This is a genomic window from Streptomyces sp. NPDC001709 (assembly GCF_053596375.1).
Map to the genome: position 1 here is coordinate 125,754 of NZ_JBSFGB010000005.1, position 18,132 is coordinate 143,885.

General features: G+C 69.7%; 17 protein-coding genes. 6 read left to right on the forward strand and 11 right to left on the reverse strand.

The genetic code is table 11. The annotated features are described in order from the left end of the window. Positions 1–283: 283 nt before the first annotated feature. The 4 genes from ACWC0C_RS09505 to ACWC0C_RS09520 form a co-directional block, all read right to left on the reverse strand. Positions 284–496 carry a hypothetical protein gene (locus ACWC0C_RS09505; protein ID WP_450862883.1) on the reverse strand — a complete coding sequence of 71 codons (213 nt, stop codon included), beginning with the start codon at positions 494–496 and terminating at the stop codon, positions 284–286. Between the two features lie 85 nt (positions 497–581). Next, on the reverse strand, positions 582–902 hold the full coding sequence (locus tag ACWC0C_RS09510) for a terpene synthase family protein (RefSeq protein WP_450862885.1): 321 nt from the start codon (positions 900–902) through the stop codon (positions 582–584). Then, a complete protein-coding gene (locus ACWC0C_RS09515; RefSeq protein WP_450862887.1) occupies positions 869–1,021 on the reverse strand; it encodes a hypothetical protein in 153 nt (50 codons plus the stop codon). The genes ACWC0C_RS09510 and ACWC0C_RS09515 overlap by 34 nt, the downstream gene beginning before the upstream one ends. A gap of 66 nt (positions 1,022–1,087) precedes the next feature. Then, the gene (locus ACWC0C_RS09520; protein ID WP_449196511.1) at positions 1,088–1,333 is read right to left on the reverse strand and encodes a Smr/MutS family protein; all 246 of its coding nucleotides are present in this window, start codon (positions 1,331–1,333) and stop codon (positions 1,088–1,090) included. 180 nt (positions 1,334–1,513) lie between these two features. Between ACWC0C_RS09520 and ACWC0C_RS09525 the strand changes: the two genes are divergently transcribed. Then, positions 1,514–2,650 carry an urea transporter gene (locus ACWC0C_RS09525; protein WP_450862889.1) on the forward strand — a complete coding sequence of 379 codons (1,137 nt, stop codon included), beginning with the start codon at positions 1,514–1,516 and terminating at the stop codon, positions 2,648–2,650. A 24-nt stretch (positions 2,651–2,674) separates the two neighbouring features. Here the strand turns inward: ACWC0C_RS09525 and ACWC0C_RS09530 are convergent, their stop codons facing one another. Continuing rightward, the gene (locus ACWC0C_RS09530; protein ID WP_449196509.1) at positions 2,675–3,154 is read right to left on the reverse strand and encodes a hypothetical protein; all 480 of its coding nucleotides are present in this window, start codon (positions 3,152–3,154) and stop codon (positions 2,675–2,677) included. 478 nt (positions 3,155–3,632) lie between these two features. Then, the gene (locus ACWC0C_RS09535) at positions 3,633–4,115 is read right to left on the reverse strand and encodes a hypothetical protein (protein ID WP_449196508.1); all 483 of its coding nucleotides are present in this window, start codon (positions 4,113–4,115) and stop codon (positions 3,633–3,635) included. Positions 4,116–4,968: 853 nt separating this feature from the next. Between ACWC0C_RS09535 and ACWC0C_RS09540 the strand changes: the two genes are divergently transcribed. Next, positions 4,969–5,667: a DUF899 domain-containing protein gene (locus ACWC0C_RS09540; protein WP_449196507.1), complete on the forward strand. Its 699-nt coding sequence runs from the start codon at positions 4,969–4,971 to the stop codon at positions 5,665–5,667. 85 nt (positions 5,668–5,752) lie between these two features. On the opposite strand, the gene ACWC0C_RS09545 is transcribed toward ACWC0C_RS09540, so the two are convergent. Next, on the reverse strand, positions 5,753–7,051 hold the full coding sequence (locus tag ACWC0C_RS09545) for a phosphatase PAP2 family protein (protein WP_450862892.1): 1,299 nt from the start codon (positions 7,049–7,051) through the stop codon (positions 5,753–5,755). Between the two features lie 353 nt (positions 7,052–7,404). Here ACWC0C_RS09545 and ACWC0C_RS09550 point away from each other — a divergent pair, with 353 nt between their 5' ends. Beyond that, positions 7,405–9,657 carry an FG-GAP repeat domain-containing protein gene (locus tag ACWC0C_RS09550; RefSeq protein WP_450862894.1) on the forward strand — a complete coding sequence of 751 codons (2,253 nt, stop codon included), beginning with the start codon at positions 7,405–7,407 and terminating at the stop codon, positions 9,655–9,657. A gap of 184 nt (positions 9,658–9,841) precedes the next feature. Here ACWC0C_RS09550 and ACWC0C_RS09555 read toward each other — a convergent pair whose 3' ends face one another. From ACWC0C_RS09555 to ACWC0C_RS09570, 4 genes are all read right to left on the reverse strand, one after another. Continuing rightward, positions 9,842–11,068 (reverse strand): MFS transporter, encoded by a 1,227-nt coding sequence (locus ACWC0C_RS09555; protein ID WP_450862896.1) that lies wholly within the window; start codon positions 11,066–11,068, stop codon positions 9,842–9,844. Between the two features lie 348 nt (positions 11,069–11,416). Then, entirely contained in the window at positions 11,417–11,842 is a 426-nt protein-coding gene (locus tag ACWC0C_RS09560; RefSeq protein WP_450862898.1) for a hypothetical protein, read from the reverse strand. Positions 11,843–11,951: 109 nt separating this feature from the next. Further along, positions 11,952–12,422 carry an N-acetyltransferase family protein gene (locus ACWC0C_RS09565; protein ID WP_450862899.1) on the reverse strand — a complete coding sequence of 157 codons (471 nt, stop codon included), beginning with the start codon at positions 12,420–12,422 and terminating at the stop codon, positions 11,952–11,954. Continuing rightward, entirely contained in the window at positions 12,419–12,952 is a 534-nt protein-coding gene (locus ACWC0C_RS09570; protein ID WP_450862900.1) for a hypothetical protein, read from the reverse strand. Before ACWC0C_RS09570 ends, ACWC0C_RS09565 begins: the two co-directional genes overlap by 4 nt. Before the next feature lie 141 nt (positions 12,953–13,093). Between ACWC0C_RS09570 and ACWC0C_RS09575 the strand changes: the two genes are divergently transcribed. From ACWC0C_RS09575 to ACWC0C_RS09585, 3 genes are all read left to right on the forward strand, one after another. Then, on the forward strand, positions 13,094–13,846 hold the full coding sequence (locus ACWC0C_RS09575) for a phytanoyl-CoA dioxygenase family protein (RefSeq protein ID WP_450862902.1): 753 nt from the start codon (positions 13,094–13,096) through the stop codon (positions 13,844–13,846). 334 nt (positions 13,847–14,180) lie between these two features. Next, entirely contained in the window at positions 14,181–15,515 is a 1,335-nt protein-coding gene (locus ACWC0C_RS09580; RefSeq protein ID WP_450862904.1) for an alpha/beta hydrolase, read from the forward strand. Between the two features lie 631 nt (positions 15,516–16,146). Continuing rightward, positions 16,147–18,069 (forward strand): ArnT family glycosyltransferase, encoded by a 1,923-nt coding sequence (locus ACWC0C_RS09585; RefSeq protein WP_450862906.1) that lies wholly within the window; start codon positions 16,147–16,149, stop codon positions 18,067–18,069. Positions 18,070–18,132: the final 63 nt, after the last annotated feature.

Below are 18,132 nucleotides of genomic sequence, written 5' to 3' on the forward strand. Positions count from 1 at the left end.
GGTCATCTCATCGGGCCCGGTTGAACACGATGCGCCCTTGCTGTGTCTTTCCCAACTCGGCTGACCTAGTGCGTCCAGGGCTCGAATACCAACCTGCCGAGGTGACGATCGGTCCGGCTGCTCATGGGATACGAGGGGAAGGTGGCGGTGGTGAGGGGATGCGAGTGCGAGGACGGCTCGGGACGCAGTAGCGGCACGCCGGGACGCTGTGCGATTCCCGAGCCGACGACCAGGGCTCGGCGCCACCATCCGAAACGGTGGGACAGCAGACGCGCGGCGGTGCTCAGCGGCCGGTCAGGAGATCGGCGACGAGGGCCGGCTCGACCGGGGGCACCAGGTGGGCATAGCGCAGACAGGTCCGGCTCCACCGCAGATATCCGCTCATCGCGCTGCGCATACAGTCCGCCATCGCCGCGAGGACCGCCGTATCGTGCTGAGACGGGCCGCCCCGGAGTGTGCCCTCCAGCGCGACGAACTCCTCGCACCAGCCGCCCATCAGCCGCTGGATTTCGGTGATCGCCGCGTTGCGGTCACAGCCGAGTTCGTTCTCGATGACCAGGACCAGATTGTGCAGTGTCGGCCTACAGGTGGGGCGGGAGTTCGAAGTCGTACGCCTTCTGGCTCAGATCCAGCATCGCGTAGACGAAGCCTGAATCGCGGCGCAACGCGAAGTGCTCGGCTCGAGTCGGGATGCGGTGCCGCGCACGGTTGCCGGCTTCTTCGGCGTAGGCGTTCAGGTACCACTGCCAGTGCCGCCCGGTGCTCTCCAGCCAGGCAGGCGAGGCTTGGTGCGCCAGGCGGCGCCATACCTGTGCGAACGCGCCGACCAGCGGACCTGCGCCGTCCGGTGCGGCTCCGCCCGAGGTGATCACGTCGGTGAAGGCCCGGCAAGCAGCCGCCACGAGGCGCGGCTGGCGGCCAGGGGACCGTCGAACTGGTCGTCCAGGAACGTGGCGACGACGACGGCGTCCACCGTCAGATCCAGCCGGTCGCCGGCGGCCCGTGGGGCCCACGCCGCCATCAGCCAGGCGATGTCCCAGCGCAGGAAGCGCTCCTGGTCAACAGCCCGCGGACCGTCCTCATTCTGTCACTGGAAGTAGACGAGAATCCGTCCGGCGTTGCCCGTGTCCACCTCACGCCGGACGTACAGCTTCCTGATGTGGTTCTGGTCCAGGAACGCGAGAACGCGAGCCTTCAGGCGCCCGGAACCCTTGCCCGGAATGATCTCCACGACGGGCTCACCCGAGTGGTTGGCCCTGAAGAGGAACTGGCGCAGTGCCAGTTCGATGTCGCGGTTGTTGCGGAAGACCGGGTGGAGATCGAGCGACATCATGCGGAGCCTCCTGGTGGTGTGGCACGGGTGCCCGAGCCCACGGCGGCTCATCATGCCAGGAGCCCGCGGACGTACTCCCCCCTCCGCCCACCTGCTACCCCTGTGCTGCAATGTCGCATTGTGGAAAGATAGTGTCACTAAGCGGAAAAGATCGGTGGGGGCTGGGGTATGCGGCGCCGCATGCGGATGAAGGTCCACGGCTACGGAGATGCGCCCGGGAAGGGGTGGGGCGGGCGAAGACCGGCCCGTTCCCGGGAGCGGGACCAGAGACACGGCCTGGAGTTCGGGGCATGCGTGCTGCGCGGCCTCGCCCAGGTCATGTTCCTGGACAATGCCTGGTCAGGCGCTGTCTTCACCCTTGCGCTGTGCACCGCGGACTGGCGGTACGGCGCCTACGGCCTGGGGGGCGCCGCCCTCGGCACCGGCGCCGCTCGTCTGCTGGGCGTGACCCGCGACCGGGTGCGGTCGGGACTGGAAGGCTTCAACTCCTGTCTGACCGCGCTGTGCTTCGCCGTGTTCCTCGATGCGGCCAGGCCGGCCACGGTACTGCTCACCGTCGCGGCCTGCCTCATGGTCACTGTCGTCACGGCGGCCGTCACCCAGCTGCTGCACGTCTGGGATCTGCCGACGCTGACCCTGCCCTACTGCCTCCTGGCGGGCGCCGTCACCGTGGCCGCGCCCGCCTTCCAACGGATCTGGCCCCCGGGCGAGAACATCGCCGCACTGCCCCGTGCGGCATCCGGACCCACCGTCCTGCGACCGTATGACGTGGCAGGGGCGTTCCTGCGCAATCTGTCCCAAGTCTTCTTCATGGATCAGTGGTACGCGGGGGCTCTGCTGCTCGCGGGCCTTTTCCTGGCGAGCCGGGTGGCGGGGTGGGTGGCCTGTTGCGGCAGCGCGACGGGCATCTTGACGGCTTGGGCGCTCGGGGCGCCGGCCGCACGGATCGCCGACGGCACGATGGGCTACAACGCGGTGCTCGTCGCATTGGCGCTCTGCGGGGTGTTCCTGGCGGCCACCCGGGCAACGCTGCTGTACGCACTGCTCGGTGCCGCGACCGCGACCGCCCTGACACCGGCCGTCGCCGCCCTGCTCGCCCCGTCCGGCGGCCACCCCTTCACATGGCCGTTCGTGCTGACGGCACTCGGCTTCCTGATGGCTGCCCGCTGCTTTCCTCGCATCACCGGTGCAAGCACCCGCCCCACCCCGGACCGCCCCGCCGACCCGCTCGCACGGCAACCAGGCGGCCGCCCACTGGCAGAACAAATCCACCTGAACGAGCTTCCACCCGGCCACCCACAGGCAGGCCTGGACTGATCCCCGGCCCAGCCACCTGCCCCATCACCGCCAGCGACAGCCTGCGCTGTGAAACACGGGTGAGGCTCCGAAGCCACTCGTCGCGGCCAGACGGAACCTATGGCTGAAATTCAGGGGGATGTCAAACGCGAAGAAGTTCTTTCCGTTCTCCGTCCGCGCGCGCAGGCGGATCCGGTGCTCGGCCACCGGCACCGACTCGGGAAGCTGAAGGTTCCACGCCTGCTTCCAAGGCCCGGCGGGCGGCCTGGGGTCACCCGAGAGGCTCGCTCCCACGCCCGCCAGCAGGTCGGGCAGCCTGTAGTTCCTGTCAAGCATTTTCACCGGACCGAACTTCATGACCACATTGCAGGTGACCCGGGTCAGGTCGACGGTCTCTTTGAGGTGGCCGGCCATCTCCCAGCGAATCTGGTGCCCGAGCCGCGGCAGTTCGGGGGTCAAGGTGATGTCAAGGACGTCCAGGACGTAGGTACCGTCACTCACGTCCTCCACCAGGCGAATACTCATGTCACTCACCCCGCAGTGTCACGGATAGGGATGTTGTTGTCGTCACGCGCGGCCGAACCGACGGTGATGCGTCACTCAGGGGCTATGCCGGCGTGGTCGTCCAGTACGGGCGGCCGGTGACATCCAGGTCACTGGGCCGGTGCCGGTGCGCGAAGGCCGTACACGGCAGCAGCACACACAGGCAGCCGCATCCGACGTGCGGCTTGTACCTTCCTCACCCGTTCGGGCTAGGGAAGACGTCGGGAGGGAAGCCGGCGGCCATGGCTCGGGGGCACGCGCCGGGGGAAGCGCGCGGGCCGAAATCGCCGGGCAAGCAGGCTGGCGAACGAATGAATGGCGTACCGGGCACCTGGCGCGCAGCGCTTGGCGTCCAGCTCCGGCAGGGTGTGCACGGCGCGTGCCTGTCGGAGAATGGTAGGGACTAGAGCCCCGGCCCGATTGCGGCGGGCCGGGGCCCCATCTTGCGGTCGGCTCTGGACTAGTCCTCGTGGTGGTGGATCACGCGGAAGCTGGCCACCACTCCGTTCTTGACCTTGATGCCATCGCTGTCACACGCATGGACGCCGAAGCTCGAGCTGTGGGGCCCGACGGTCGCGATGGGAGCGCCGTTGTCACAGACCGCCCCGCGGAAGACCTCCACGGTCTTGTGAGTGTCGTTGCGGATGTTCAGGCTCTTGGCACCCAGGCCGCTGATCACGGTGATGCAGTCGCCCGGGTGGGCGGAGTACGACCGCTCGTTGACCTGGATGCGGCCCTCCTCGCGCTCGTGGCCACCCTTGCCCCAACCCTCGTTGCCCTTGCCCTGTCCGGAGTCGCCACCGAGGGGAGCCGCGGCGGCAGCGGCCGGGGCCGTCTCGGGCGCCGGGGCGGAGGCAGCCGAGGCGTAGGTGATACCTGTGGCGGCCAGGGCTGCGGCAGCCGCGACACCGGCGGTGACTGCGGTGGAACGGGGGAGCTTCATGTCGCTTCTCCTGTCTCCAGTCTCAGAGATGCCGACCCGTCAGCCGGCTCCTGATCAAAAGTACCCAGGGCCGACATGCCGGTCATATCGGAATACCGGCACAAGGGTGCGATCGGGGGATCTACGGCAGCAAATCTCACTCCCCAGACAGCTGACGCGGCATCAAATGAGAGGAGTAAAAAGCAGATTGCCGTACTATTAGGCCTTTTGGATGATCTTCTGACGCCGGCTCACCCCGTGTCGTCAGCGTGTCGCTGCGAACACGGTCAGGTGGGTCGTGTTAGGGCGGACTGGCGGCGCCATGTCCGCAGCCCCGCCCGCCCGGGGAAGCGGTGGCCGTTCCCGGCCGGTCTCCGGTGGTGAAAGCGTTCGCGCCATGGAAGCCGTGAGGCTTCAGAGCGGCAGGAAGGACATCCAAGCCCCGCTCCCCGTAAGGGAGTTCGAACGGTACGGCGGCGGCGAGTCGGTCGAGGGCAGCAGGGCCCCGGGAGGGGACGACGAACCCAGCCACCTTGAACTCGACCGGCGCGACGCGGAGATGACCTTCCAGCTTCTGACCCGGTGCGGAAATGGTCTGGCTCATACGGCAGTACGGGCACTTGCCGGTGCGAGAACGGCACAAGCCCCCCGGCTCAGAGCACCGAGTCCGATCACGGCCTCGGCCGGGACACGCCTCCGGGCGGTCAGATGCGCACACGCCGACGCGGCCAGGCTGCCCGGCTGCACCGCGCCACCTTGGTATCCAGGATCCCCATGCCACTCGGCCCGGTGGCCCCGGGCACCGATGAATTCGACGGCTGGGCGGGGTCTACACCCTGAACACCGCAAGCTGCGCACACGACAGTGAGGGACCATGAGCTTCAACGCACTACCGCCCGTCGTCGACGCCGAAACCTGGCAGCGAGAGCTCGAAGCCCTGCGTGTCCGGGAGAAGGCCGCCACCCGAGAACTGGACGCGATCGCCGCCCAGCGTCGCCGCCTGCCGATGGTCAGGATGCCCGAGTACACCCTTGAGGGCGAGAACGGACCGGTTCGGCTCGTGGACCTTTTCGAAGGCAAGAGGCAGCTGATCGTCTACAACCACATGTGGTTCCCCGGTAAGCAATGGCAGTGTCCGGGCTGCACAGGCTTCACGTCGCAGTTCACCCGACTGGAGTTCCTGGACGCCTATGACGCCCGCTTCGTCATCGTCACGCAGGGGCCGATCGACGAGGCACTCGCCTACAAGCGGCGAGTCGGAAATCAAATGACCTGGTACTCCACGGCGAACAGCACGTTCGGCAGCGACGTCGGCGCACCGCCTGGCGGCGGATTCGCTGTCAACGTCTTCCTCCGTGACGGCGACACCGTCTACAGGACCTGGCACACCACAGGTCGCGGCGTCGAGCAGCTCAGTCACTCCTTCGCGCTGATCGACGTATTGCCGTACGGGCGACAGGAGGAATGGCAGGACTCACCCGACGGGTGGCCACAGGACCCGACCTACAGCAGGTGGAGTTCCTCCGAACACATCGCGGCTCTCTACGGCCCAGGACAGCACGCCCAGGACTGACGGCCGGCCATGACATGGGTTTCCGGCTCGCCGCCGGGGCCTCCTCTGGGGCCCGGCGGCGCCGGTGAAGGCGTGCTCCCCCCGCTCACACGGGTTCGGGTTGCGGCTCCGGTTGCGGCACTGGTGCAGCCTCCGGTTCCCACAGTTTGGTGGTCCGTACGTAGCCGTAGACCACCGAGGTCATCGCAAGAATGAGGAGCGGTCCGAATAGCCACGCGTGTCTGGCCATCTCCAGCGGCAGATAGCGGTATGACGCCAAGAGCGCAGCGAAGACCGTCGCGCCGTAGGCGACCAGCCGGATGCCCGACCGGTCCCAGCCGCGTTGGAGCGAGCGCAGAGTCGCCTCGATCGTGAGCGTGAACACCACGCCGGCAACGAGATCCACGCCGTAGTGATAGCCGAAGCCCAGCGTTGCGCCGAGCGTGGCAATCAGCCAGAACGCACCTGCGAATCGCAGAATGCGTGGGCCCTTGCGGGAGTGGATGAAGATCGCGGTAGCCCACGCTGTGTGCAGGCTGGGCATGCAATTGCGTGGAGTGAGCTCGTCGTATGTCATCGGGTGCGGGGTATTGATCGGCGGCGGCGTGTCCGGCCACAGGTCGGCGATCGCCCAGTGCCCTCCGCCGGTGCCGAAGGCGCCGGTGCCGTAGGCGAAGATCGGTCCGACCACCGGGAAGATCATGTAGATGGCCGGCCCGACAAGGCCGATCACCAGGAAGGTGCGCACCAGATGATGGCCGGGGAAGCGGCGCTCGACGGCCACGTGACGCAGCTGGTACAGCGCGACGGCGACTGCGGCCAGCGCAAGCTGCACGTAGACGTAGTCGAGGACATGGGCGCCGATCGGGCCGCTGGCCCTGACCATCCGGCCTACCAGCCACGACGGATTGCCCAGCGCGTGATCGGCGGTTGCCACGTACTGGTCGAGCACCGCCGATCGGGTCCTCGACGTGATGAGTAGCCAGGTATCGCCGGCCTTGCGGCCGGTCACCAGCAGCAGGCCCAGCCCGACGCCCTTCAGCAGAAGGACACGTTCCCGGCCCGTGCGGCGCGTGACAGCGATGACCGCATGGCCCAAAATCACCCACAACGCGCCGTTGCCGAAGGGGTGGCCGTGGGTCACCTTGACGTCGAGCGCCCACCGCACCAGCAAGAGGGCGATATCGATGCCGATCGCGGCACCGAACGCGATGAACCGTTGCCGCCAGGTGAGCACCACCATCATCAACGCCAGACTGGCGTACAGCAGGAAACCCGATTTGGGAGGGAGTATCACCTCTTGCGCCTGGTTGGTGATCGGTCCGGGCAGGCCGTAGCGACGCGCGGCGATCTCCAGCGCGATGAGGAATCCGAGGACAGCCACACCCGCCGCAGCCCACAGCATGGCCCGTGGCTGGCACCACGCGGGGAACTTAGTCATCCAGTTTTTTCGCGAAAACACCCGCGACGCTATACGTATCAATTGTTTGGCCGATTTATTGGTGGTTAGTTAAACGGGTCACTCTTCGTGCCGGGCAGCATGGCGCTCGTCATGAGTTCGATCATGCTATCGGAGCGGCGTGGGTGGACTTCGCGAAATCACGGATGCCGCGAGGATCGGCCGGTCGGATCGGTGAGGCTTGCAGTGGGCGGCCTCGCGGCGGGCAGCGGCGGGCAGCGGCGCCGCCGGAGTGTCACACCCGTCGTATAAGATCCACACACTTTGATCACAAAGTGTGGAGCATGGGGGGCCGGATCGTGAATTCGCATGTCATCAGAGGGGCTTTCGCGCTCGTGCTGAGCGGCAGCCTGGTGGGGGCACCGTCCGCCGAGGCGGCAGCCGCGGACACCGCGGCCGGGGCGACGGCGGGGAACGCCACGGTGACCACCGACCCCGTACAGCCCGGCGTCTGGGGCACGGCCACCGAGCTCGCCCCCGCCGCCCAGCACCGTTTCCTGGGCCTGCAGGCCCGCGCCGACGGTGCCCTCGTCGCCCTGCGCGACCAGCCGCAGGACCCCGCGCAGAGCGCGGAGGTCCGCCGGCTCACCATCCAGGTCCGTCCGGCGGGCAGCACCACCTGGGCCGCGCCCCAGACGCTGTCCACCGACGCCGACTACGTCTACGACGGCAGCAGCACCCTCGCCCCGCAGGCCGACGGCTCCTTCGTCGCCTACTGGCGCGAACGCGCCTCCGGCGGCCAGAACGTCTTGAAGGCCGCCACCCTGGCCCCCGGTGCCACCCGCTGGTCCGACCCGACCACCGTCGGGACCCTCACCTGGATCGATGTTCCTCCCGTGGTCTTCGGCAGCGCCACCGGCCGCCTCACCGCCGTCTGGGCCGTCCCGGTCCAGGGCGGACGCGAGCTGCGCATGTCCGAGCGGCCGGCCCCCGGCGAGGCCTGGTCCGAGCCCACCGTGTTCGACACCGTCAAGAGCGACACCGAAGACGGCGAGTGGACCCTCACCGGGCTGTACGCCACCGTCGACAAGGCGGGCAACGCGGCCATCGCATGGAACCTCGACGACGCCCTGCGCGAGGGAGGCGGCTTCGCCCGCTCGACCGGGGCCGAGGTCTCTTACCACTCCCGGATCATGGAGCGCAAGGCCGGCACGACCGCGTGGGGCGCTACCGAGGACCTGACCCCCCTCACCGGCACCCAGCCCGGTGCTCTCCGCCTCGACGCCGACCCGGCCGGCGGCCTCACCCTCCTGTGGGCGAGCAGCAGCGGCCCCGTCCGCTTCGCCCGCAAGGGCGCCCCCGGTGACGCGTGGAGCGCCACCGAGCAGACCCCACTCACCGGCTGGTACGCCCCCCGCCTCCTGCCCCGTCCGCTGATCGCCCCGAACGGCGACGTCACCCTCGTCGACACCGCCGCAACGGCGGTGATCTCCACCACCCGCTCGGCGCGCACCGGCGTCTGGGGTGCCGTCGAACAGGCCGACGACCGCCGTCCCTTCGGCTCTCCCCACCATGCCGTCACTTCCGGCATCGCCGACGACGGCACAGTGCACGCGGGCTGGGCCGTGTCCATCGGCAACGGCTCGTACCGGTTCGTCGCCGGATTCCGCACCCGCGGCGGCTGGTCGGCCCCCAAGACGCTGGGCACCACCACCGGCAACCGGGCGATCGGCGGCGCCCTCACGGTCGCGGGCACCCGTCCCACCGCGCTCTGGTCCGACAGCTCCGCCCTCGGCGGCCCGCTGTACACCGTCTCCGGCACCACCCGCGCGCTGCCCCGGGCCCGGGACTACGGCGACGACCGCCGCGCCGACGTGCTCGGCCTGAGCGGCACCACCCTGACCCGCTACGACGGCGACGCCGCGGGCCACCTCGCGACGGGCTCCGTGCACAGCGGCGCGGTCACCACCGGTTGGCCCGCCGGCACCCGGTTCACCGGCTTCGGCGACCTGAATGGGGACCGCCTCAACGACGTCCTCGCCGTGCTGCCGACGGGCGAAGCCCGCATGTACGAGACCCCGGCGGGCCGACTGCCCGCGCCGGGCTCCCCGTACAAGAGGACCAGCAGCGACTGGCGCGGCTACGACGTCCTCACCACCCCCGGCGACCTGACCGGCGACGGCCGCGCCGACCTGCTGGCTCGCTCCGCCGCGACCGGTGACGTCTATCTGTACGCGGGCAACGGCAGCGCCGGATTCGCCGCACGCGTCAAGATCCGGTCCGGCTGGAAGGCGTACACCCGGGTGATCGGCGCCGGGGACCTCAACGGAGACGGGCACGGCGACGTGCTGGCCCTCGACGGCTCCGGCGAGTTGTGGCGCTACAACGGCACCGGCACCGGCAAGCTCGCCGACCGCGTGCTGGTCTTCCGCGACTGGGGCAAGACCTACCGCCAGGTCCTCGGCGCCGCCGACCTGAACGGCGACGCCAAGGCCGACCTGCTCTCGGTCGACTCCGACGGCGTGGCCTGGCTCAACCCGGGCACCGGCCACGGCACCTTCGGCAGCCGGGTCCGCGTCGGCTCGGGCTGGAGCGGCCGCACCCTTTCCTGAGCGGCAACACCCTTGCCCGATCGGCAGCCCGCACCGGAGGAGCACCCCCTGGTGCGGGCACCGGCGCGCTTGAGTCGGCGCCTCGTCCGAAGTGGCGTGCAGGGTACTCATGCGATGCCGCTGATCCGGAGTCGTCCCACAGCGCTCCTCCGATCGCGTCGGACGACCAGCAACTCCGTTGACCTCAGCGTCGATTGGCCCTCATGACGGCGAGCAGCACGACAGCCAGCACCTGGATGGCGACGACCACCGTGATCAGCAGGGGAATCGAGTAGCCGTAGAGCCCGCCGGTCAGGGCGCCGCCGGCCAGGCTGGCCGCGCCCACGACGCCCGCGAACAGGCCGTAGGCGGTCGCGCGCCGTCCGCTGGGCACCAGGTCCGCGACCGTGGCACGCAGGGTGGACTCCTGGATGCCCATGGCGGCGCCCCAGAGCAGCGACCCGGCCACCGCGATCGCGAGGGTGCCGGTGAAGGCCAGCGCCACTACGGCGGCGGTCAGGACGGGCAGGGCGATCAGCACTCGTGGGCCGTGCCGGTCGTAGAGCCACCCTGTGGCCAGCGCGGCCACGGCGTCCACGGCCATCGCCGCTGCGTACAGCACCGGGACCCACGCGGCGGTCAGCAGGTGCCGCTGGATGAGGTGGTAGGAGAGCACGCCGAAGGTGGCGAACCCGGTCGTGGTGACTGCCGTGAAGGCGGCGTACGTCCAGAACGCCCTCGGCAGACGGCCGTTGTGCGCGTCCGGTGTCGTGGGTGCTGCGGCTGTCAGTTCACGTTCGTAGGCTTCCGGGTCCGGCACCCGGGACCGCAGCCAGAACAGCAGCATCAGTACGGCGATGCCGGGGACGGCGAGCACGCCGAGCGCGGGGCCGTAGTCGTTCCCGGTCAGCGCGAGCACGCCCGCCACCAGCAGCGGGCCGACGAGGGCGCCGATCTGGTCCATCGCCTCATGGACGGCGAAGCCCCGGCCCCGGCCGGTGGCGGCGGTGGCGTGCGAGAGCAGCGTGTCCTTCGCGGGCGAGCGCACCGCCTTGCCGACCCGTTCGGCGATCACCAGCACGCAGGCGGCCCACAGCACACCGGCCACGCCCAGCAACGGCACCGAGACGACCGTCAGGGCGTAGCCCGCGATCGCCAGACCCCAGAAGCGGCGGGTGCGGTCCGCCATCGGGCCGGAGACCAGCCGCAGCCCCAGCGCCGCCGCCTCCCCGGCGCCGGTGACCACACCGACCACCAGGGCGGATGCGCCCAGGGAGGCCAGCAGGGGCCCGGTGATCGACCGGGCGCCCTCGTACACGACATCCGCGAGCAGACTGACCGTGCCGAACCAGACCACGAACCGCCACGCCCCCATACGGGCCGGCGGGATGTCCGCTCCCCGCTCCTCGGACACCGGCTCATTCACACCCACCCAGAGCACCTCCGCGCCCGGTCGATCAGATGGAGATCGACATCGACATCCGTCGTCTCGCAGTCGAGGTGCAGAGTAACGCCCGTCCCCCGGGCGATCACTGGTGGCGTCGGGGGCGTTGACCAGGCCAAGCCAGACGGAGCGTCCGCCGGGCCTGCGGGCGGATCCCCGTTGCTGTCGGGGTGCCCTCGGTGAGGGTGTCGGCCTTGTCCAGCGCCGCCGCATCGACCGTCCCAGACGCTCCCCCACCACGGCCGATTTCGCCCGCGGCAGCGTCGCCCGCAACGCCGCGCCGAAGGCCAGAGAAGTTCCCAGCCGCTTGTGGCGGCGTTGGCGAGGCCCAAGACGTCACGGGACGGGGTCCTCCTCGGGTACCGGGAGGGGCTGCCGGCACGGTGTTGACCTGTCGAGTTTGGATGCGCCTTGGACGAGCGACCGAACCGTGGTCTCCGACTCCGCGCGGGTCGGCACGGAGACGGCCAGGAGGCGGAAGGGCGCGGACGGCCGGAGCTCGACGCACACGACGGGTCCACCGGGCCGTATCACCACGAAGTCCGCCCCGGCGTGATGGCCGCGCGTGCCGATGCACCGGGCGCCGGGAATCCAGACGCCGCGCCGCGGGACTCCGCGCAGGGCACGCCACCAATCGGGTTCGACCGTCACCCGGCACACCGCCGTCAACGGCACGCGCACATCGCCGCGGCGCGCGGCTACCCGTTCGCGCAGCGACAGGTGCACGACCACGTCGTCACCGTCGACCAACATCCGTGCCATCACTCGGCTCCTCCGTACCATCCTCCTTCAGAAGGCGGCCGGATGTCCTGCGGGGGTCATGGGAGCCCAGCACCGGGTGCGCGCGACCGCTGTCGGTCACGGGTCGAATTCAGCTGACCGGCAGGTGATACCGCAGCTTCTCCTTCGCCTGGGCTCCCAGCCGGTCGTAGAACCTGATCGCGTCCGTGTTCCAGGGCGGGGTCTGCCACTGGACCTGTCCGAGCCCCAGTGCACGCGCTTCGGCCACGACGGCCTCCACCAGCAGGGGGCCGACCTTCAGGCCCCGGTGACCGTCGCGCAGGAACAGGCAGTCCATATGGAGGTACTCCGCCCCGTCCCATGTGGACACCTCCGGGGCACACGAGGCATAGCCGATGATCTCGGCCCCGTTCAACTCGGCGACGAAACACCGCAATCGGGGGGGCTTCGTGCCGAACAGCAGCGTCTCCAGCCGCCGAGCCAAGTCCGTGGGCGGAGGCGCCGCTCCTTCGTAGGCGGCGTGCTCGGCTGCCAACTGGGCGACATGAGGAAGATCGGCAACGCGTGCGCGTCGCACCCGGGCCGGTCCGGCGCCGGTCACCGGACCTCGCCCTCCAGCACATCACCGCGCCAGGCCGCGAGCCGCTCGTCGACAGGACCCAGGCCGTCCAGCACGTGGCGGGTGACGGCATCCCGCTCGTGCGCCAGCACCGCCGCCTCCCACACGCATGGGGCAAGGCCCGTCCGGCCGGGCCGGAGTTGCGTGGCATCGCCTGCCGGACCGGTGAAGACGGCGAGGTCGGACATGTAGCCCTCGATCCAGGTGTGCACCAGGATGTAGTCGCCGTCGCCACCGGCATGGACGAGCAGCACGGAGAGCCCGAGAGAACCCCGCAGGTGCGCCGACGACAGGTAATCGGCGGCGACCCGCACCGCGGTCTGCACGTCCTCGTCCGTCACACTCCGTCCGGGCGCCTCGATCGCATAGGGCTTCACCAGGTGCCCGGCAACCGCACGACTGCCCAGTGGTCGCACCGTGCGAGCGTGAAAATCATCGGCCAGCGCCAGCAACGCTTCCGGATCGACAGCGGTCAAAGACTGGCTGAGCTGGGGATCTGCAAAATCGGCCATACAACCATGATGCACGCCTGTGCTGTGCACCCCGCGAGGGCAGTTCCTGGTGGACCGGCAATGAGGCCGCGGGCTGGCGGCGCTTGGCTTCGGGCGGAAATCCCTTCGCTGCAAGGGATATTGTCCCTCTAGGTTGATCGAGTGCTGACCGACAGTCAGATCAACGAGTTCGCCGAGCGGGGCTTCGTCCTGGTTCCGCGGGTGGTGCAGGACGATCTACTCGACCAGGCGGTTCGGCGGATCGACGAGGTCATCGCCGATGATCCACCCGCCGCCGACAAGTACGGCAGCCACTTCTACTTCCTGCGGACCAAGGACGAGCCGGCGCTGATGGCACCGCTGACCGGCAGCCCCGCCTTCGGTCTCGCCGAACAGCTGGCCGGGGCCGGGACACTGCAGGTCCCTTGGCAGGTCCAGGTCGCGCTGAACATCCCGCCGTACTCACACCGTCCCGGCCGTCCCCACATCGACGCCGGCAACCCGGAGCCAACCAGTGCGCCGGTCCGGGGCACGTTCACGCTCCTGGCCGGAGTCCTGATGTCCGATCAGCTCACGGAGAACGCCGGCAACCTCTGGGTCTGGCCGGGTACGCATCTCACACACTCCGCATACTTCCGCGATCACGGCCCGCAGATGTTCTGCGCCTACCCACCGATCGACCTGCCCGAGCCCGAGCAGATCAAGGGACGGGCCGGGGACCTGCTGCTCGCGCACTACCTCCTCGGCCACAACGTCGGCGGCAACTACGAATCCGAGCAGACGCGACGCGCACTGTACTTCCGGATCAGCGCTCTGGATCATGCTGCCCATCGAGGCGAGTTCCTCCAGGACCCGTGGCTCGACTACGAGCCCGTCCGGTCCCGGTCAGCGACATGGTCGTCCGGCGTCAGGTGAGGCGGCGCAGGACCTGGACGACACCGGCCATACCGACGGAGCAATCCCCCTCCTGCGACCCACAGCGGAGGCGGGGTTCTTCGAAGCCCAATCAGCCCTCTCCACGCAATATGAGTGAGTTCCGCGACCCGGAGCCCGCACACTTATGTCGGGGGCCGCCAGCCTCCCCCTGCCACCGCCGGAGGCACCATAGGTCGGGGCCACGCGCGGCATTTGCCGGTATCGCGGATCTCCGCGGTAAACGCGTGGCCGACAACTCCGTTGGTCCGGGCGGCGGTACGGTGTGCCCCTGGCAATTGCCGGGCCAATGGCCCGTGATCACCAAAGGAGTTTCATGCAACACCGCAGACCGCGCCACCGCCGCAGACTCATAGCCCGAGCGGTCGGTACCGCAGGTGTGCTCGCCGTCGCCCTGAGTGCCGGGATGACGCCGGCGATGGCCGCCGGGAAGACGTCCGACAAGCCTGCGGCCACCGGGGCGTCGCCCGAGCAGCCGGCCACACCCTGGGCGCCCGAGAACGACAGCGCTCCCCTGCCCAAGGGCGACCACCCGGCTGCCACGCTCAGTCGAGGCCGCTCCGCTCTTCAGCTCACGCTTCCCGCGCCGAGCGGGCGCTACCCGGTCGGGACCTTCAGCCAGCACCTCGTCGACAAGTCCCGCACTGACCCGTACGTCCGCGGCCGGCGGGTGCGCGAGTTGATGGTGACGTTCTGGTACCCGGCCTCCTCCACCTCCGGGCACGCCCCGACGCCGTGGATGCCGTCGCTCTCGGGCAATCACTTCCTCCACTCACGCGGCCTGTCGCCGCAGCAGGTCACACTGCCGCAGACCGCCGGCCACCTGCTGGCCCCGGTGAACACCAAGCTCGGCAAGCTGCCCGTGCTGCTGTACTCGACCGGGCTGCACTCGGACCGCGCGATGGGCACCGTACTCGCCCAGGATCTCGCCAGCCGCGGCTACCTCGTCGTCACCGTCGACCACACCCACGACGCCGGCGAGGTGCAGTTCCCCGGCAACCGGCTCGAGGTCAACGCCATGCCGGCCGGCACGCACTCCTCGGACACGCTCAACGTGCGTGCTGCCGACGTCCGCTTCGTCATCAACCAGCTCGGCACCATCGCCAAGGGCGGCAACCCGGACGTCGACCACGCCAAGCTCCCAACCGGGCTGTCGCAGTCCGTGGACATGTCCCGGATCGGGATGTTCGGCTGGTCGCTGGGCGGCGCCGCGGTCGACACCGCCATGCAGCTCGACCACCGCATCGCGGCGGGCGCCAACCTGGACGGCCAGTTCTTCGGGACGGCGCCGAGCAAGGACCTGAGCCGCCCGTTCATGCTCTTCAGCGCGGGCTCGCACAACCGCAACAACGACTCGTCGTGGCGCACGCTGTGGTCGCATCTGAAGGGATACCGGGTCGACATCCAGCTGCACGGCTCGAAGCACCGGTCCTTCAGCGACAACGAGGTGATGGTGCCACAGGAGGCGGGCCTGCTCGGGCTCTCCAAGGCTCAGCTGCAGCAGCAGTTCGGCACGATCGCTCCCAACCGGGCGGTCGAGGTCCAGCGCGTCTACCTCGCCGCCTACTTCGACCAGGTGCTGCGTCACAAGCACAGCACCCTGCTCGACGGGCCCGACAAGAGCTACCCGGAGATCTCCTTCGTCCGCTGACGTCACCGTATGACCAGCTGGCTCAGGTCCTCCTGAGCCAGCCTCCGAACGGATCCCGCGCACGAGTGGCACAGGGACACATGTGATTTTCGTGTGATCTCATGCGGCTAAAGTGTGCGCTTGTCGAGTATTCGAGCGCTCGTCGCCGGTTGAGAGAGGATCCGCTGCCCTGCCCACCGCTGCCCGGGCGCCGCGCCACAGCGCACCCTCCGCCCCGCCGCCCGACCGCTGCCCGGCGAGTGCACCCGCCAGGCGCTTCGCTGCCACTCTCGAAGCGCGTCGCCATCGGTGCCACCACGTCAGCGGGGCGCCGTACCGCCGACACGTCCACGACGACCGGCACTGCGACTCCCCGCTCCGCCGCCGCCCCCGGCATCACCACCGCCGACGGCCCGGCGTCGTCGGCCGCGGCCGTTGACCACTGCGGCAGGTGCCCGGGCCTCCACGGCCGGGTCCGCCAGGTCCGCCCGAGCTTCCACCCCGGTCGTTCCGCCGTCGGCGGCACGACCATGGGCGGTCTGCCGGGCGGCGTACTGCCGGACGCCACGCACCTGCCGTGCCTGCGGGTTCCGAGCAGCCTGCCGCCCGTAACCCGCCGCTCCGCCTGACCACTGATCCGAGGACCTCCGCCATGGCCACCATCCCCACCGCCCAGAGCACCGACCCCCAGGGCCGTCGCCGGACGTCGCGCCGCCGCGGCGGTCGGCCGGAGGCTCCGGCGCCCTGGGAGCGCCCGGCGCTGGCCGCGGTGCTGGCCGTCGCCGCACTGCTGTACGCGTGGGGCATGGGGCACGCCGCGATTCACCCCTACTACAGCTCGGCGATACGGTCGATGGCCACCAGTTGGCGGGCCTTCTTCTTCGGCGGTCTCGACACCAGCGGTTCGATCACCCTCGACAAGCTGCCCGGCGCCTTCTGGCCCGATGCCATCTCCGTCTGGATCTTCGGCCCGCACACCTGGGCGGCCGCGTTGTCGCAGGTCGTCGAGGGCGTCGTCACCGTATGGCTGCTGCACCGGATCGTGCGCGCGTGGGCCGGGCCGTTCGCCGCGCTGATCGCCGCGCTGACGCTCACCTTCACGCCGGTCACCGTGGTTCTCAACAGGGCCACGATCCCGGACACCGCACTCACTCTGCTGCTCGTGGCGGCCGCCGGGGCCCTGCAGAAGGCAGTGCAGACCGGGCGGCTGCTTCCACTGATCACCTGTGGCGTCTGGGTCGGGCTCGCCTTCCAGACGAAGATGCTGCAGGCATGGCTGGTGCTTCCGGTCTTCGCCCTCGTCTACCAACTCGCCGCGAGCAGCGCGCCGTTGCGCCGGGCCCTGCACCTCCTGCTGAGCGGTGCGGTCGCGCTGGCCGTCTCCTGCTCGTGGGCGCTGATCGCGTGGGCGACGCCCGCCGCGGACCGCCCCTATGTCGACGGCACGTCGAACAACAATCCCTTCAGCCTGGTCTTCGGCTACAACGGCTTGAGCCGCTTCAGCGACGACGACACCGCGTTCGGTGCCGTTTCGGGGACCGCCGCCAGCCGGACCTCCGAAAACACCGGCTGGGGCATGCTGGTCAACCACATCGTCGGCCCGCAGATCGCCTGGTTCCTGCCGCTCGCCGTGCTCGCCACCGTACTGGGCCTGGTCTGGCGCGCCCGCGAACCGCGGACCGACCTGCTGCGTGCCGGATTCCTGCTCTGGGGCGGCTGGCTGGCCGTCCATGCCGTGGTGTTCAGCGTCTCCAACGGCAATCACCCCTACTACACGGCCGTGCTCGCACCGGCTGTCGCCGCGCTCGCCGGGGGCGGGCTCGCCCTCTTCCGGTCCGAGCACGAGGCAGGCGGTCGGCGTCGGCTGTTTCTGCCGTCGGCCATCATGCTGACGGTGGCCTGGGCGCTGGTACTCGACGGGCCGACCCTGTTCGCCTCCTGGCTGCTGTTGCTCGCCGTGGGCCTTGCCCTGTGCGGCGTGCTGGGCCTGTGGACCAGCGGGTCTCGCGGCTCCCGAGCGATGGTCCAGGGCTCCCTGGCCGCCGGAATCGCGGCCACACTGCTCCTGCCTGCCGGCTGGGCCGCATCCTGCCTCAACCCGCTCTACGCCGGTGCCTCCACGTCGCCGACAGCCGGTCCGGTCGGCAAGGTCTACCACAACGCCGTCCACCACCGGTCCGCTCTCCGCCGGGTGGGTCTCGACCAGCCCAGCGACCGTGACACCGCATTGCTCGACTACCTCACCGCGCACCGCCACGGCGAGAAGTACCTGCTCGCCACCCAGGCCGCCTACCCCGCGGAACGCCTGCTGCGCGCCGAGTCCCAGCCCATGCTCGTCATGGGCGGCTTCACCGGCAAGACCCCCTTCCCCAGCGCCCAGCAACTCGACACCCTCGTTTCCACCCACCAGCTCCGCTACGCCCTGCTCACCCCCGAGCGCCCCACCACCCCCGCCACGACCTGGGTGAAGTCTCACTGCACGCGTATCCGCTCCAAGGCCTACGGCTGGCGCACCAAGGGCAGCTTCCGCCTCTACGACTGCGGCCGGCAGGGCCAGCAGGGCCGGCAGGACTGAAATCCAAAAAAATTCTGGCGGCGATGTCGAGAACCCGTGGCCGGCTCCGTCCCTGGGGTGAAC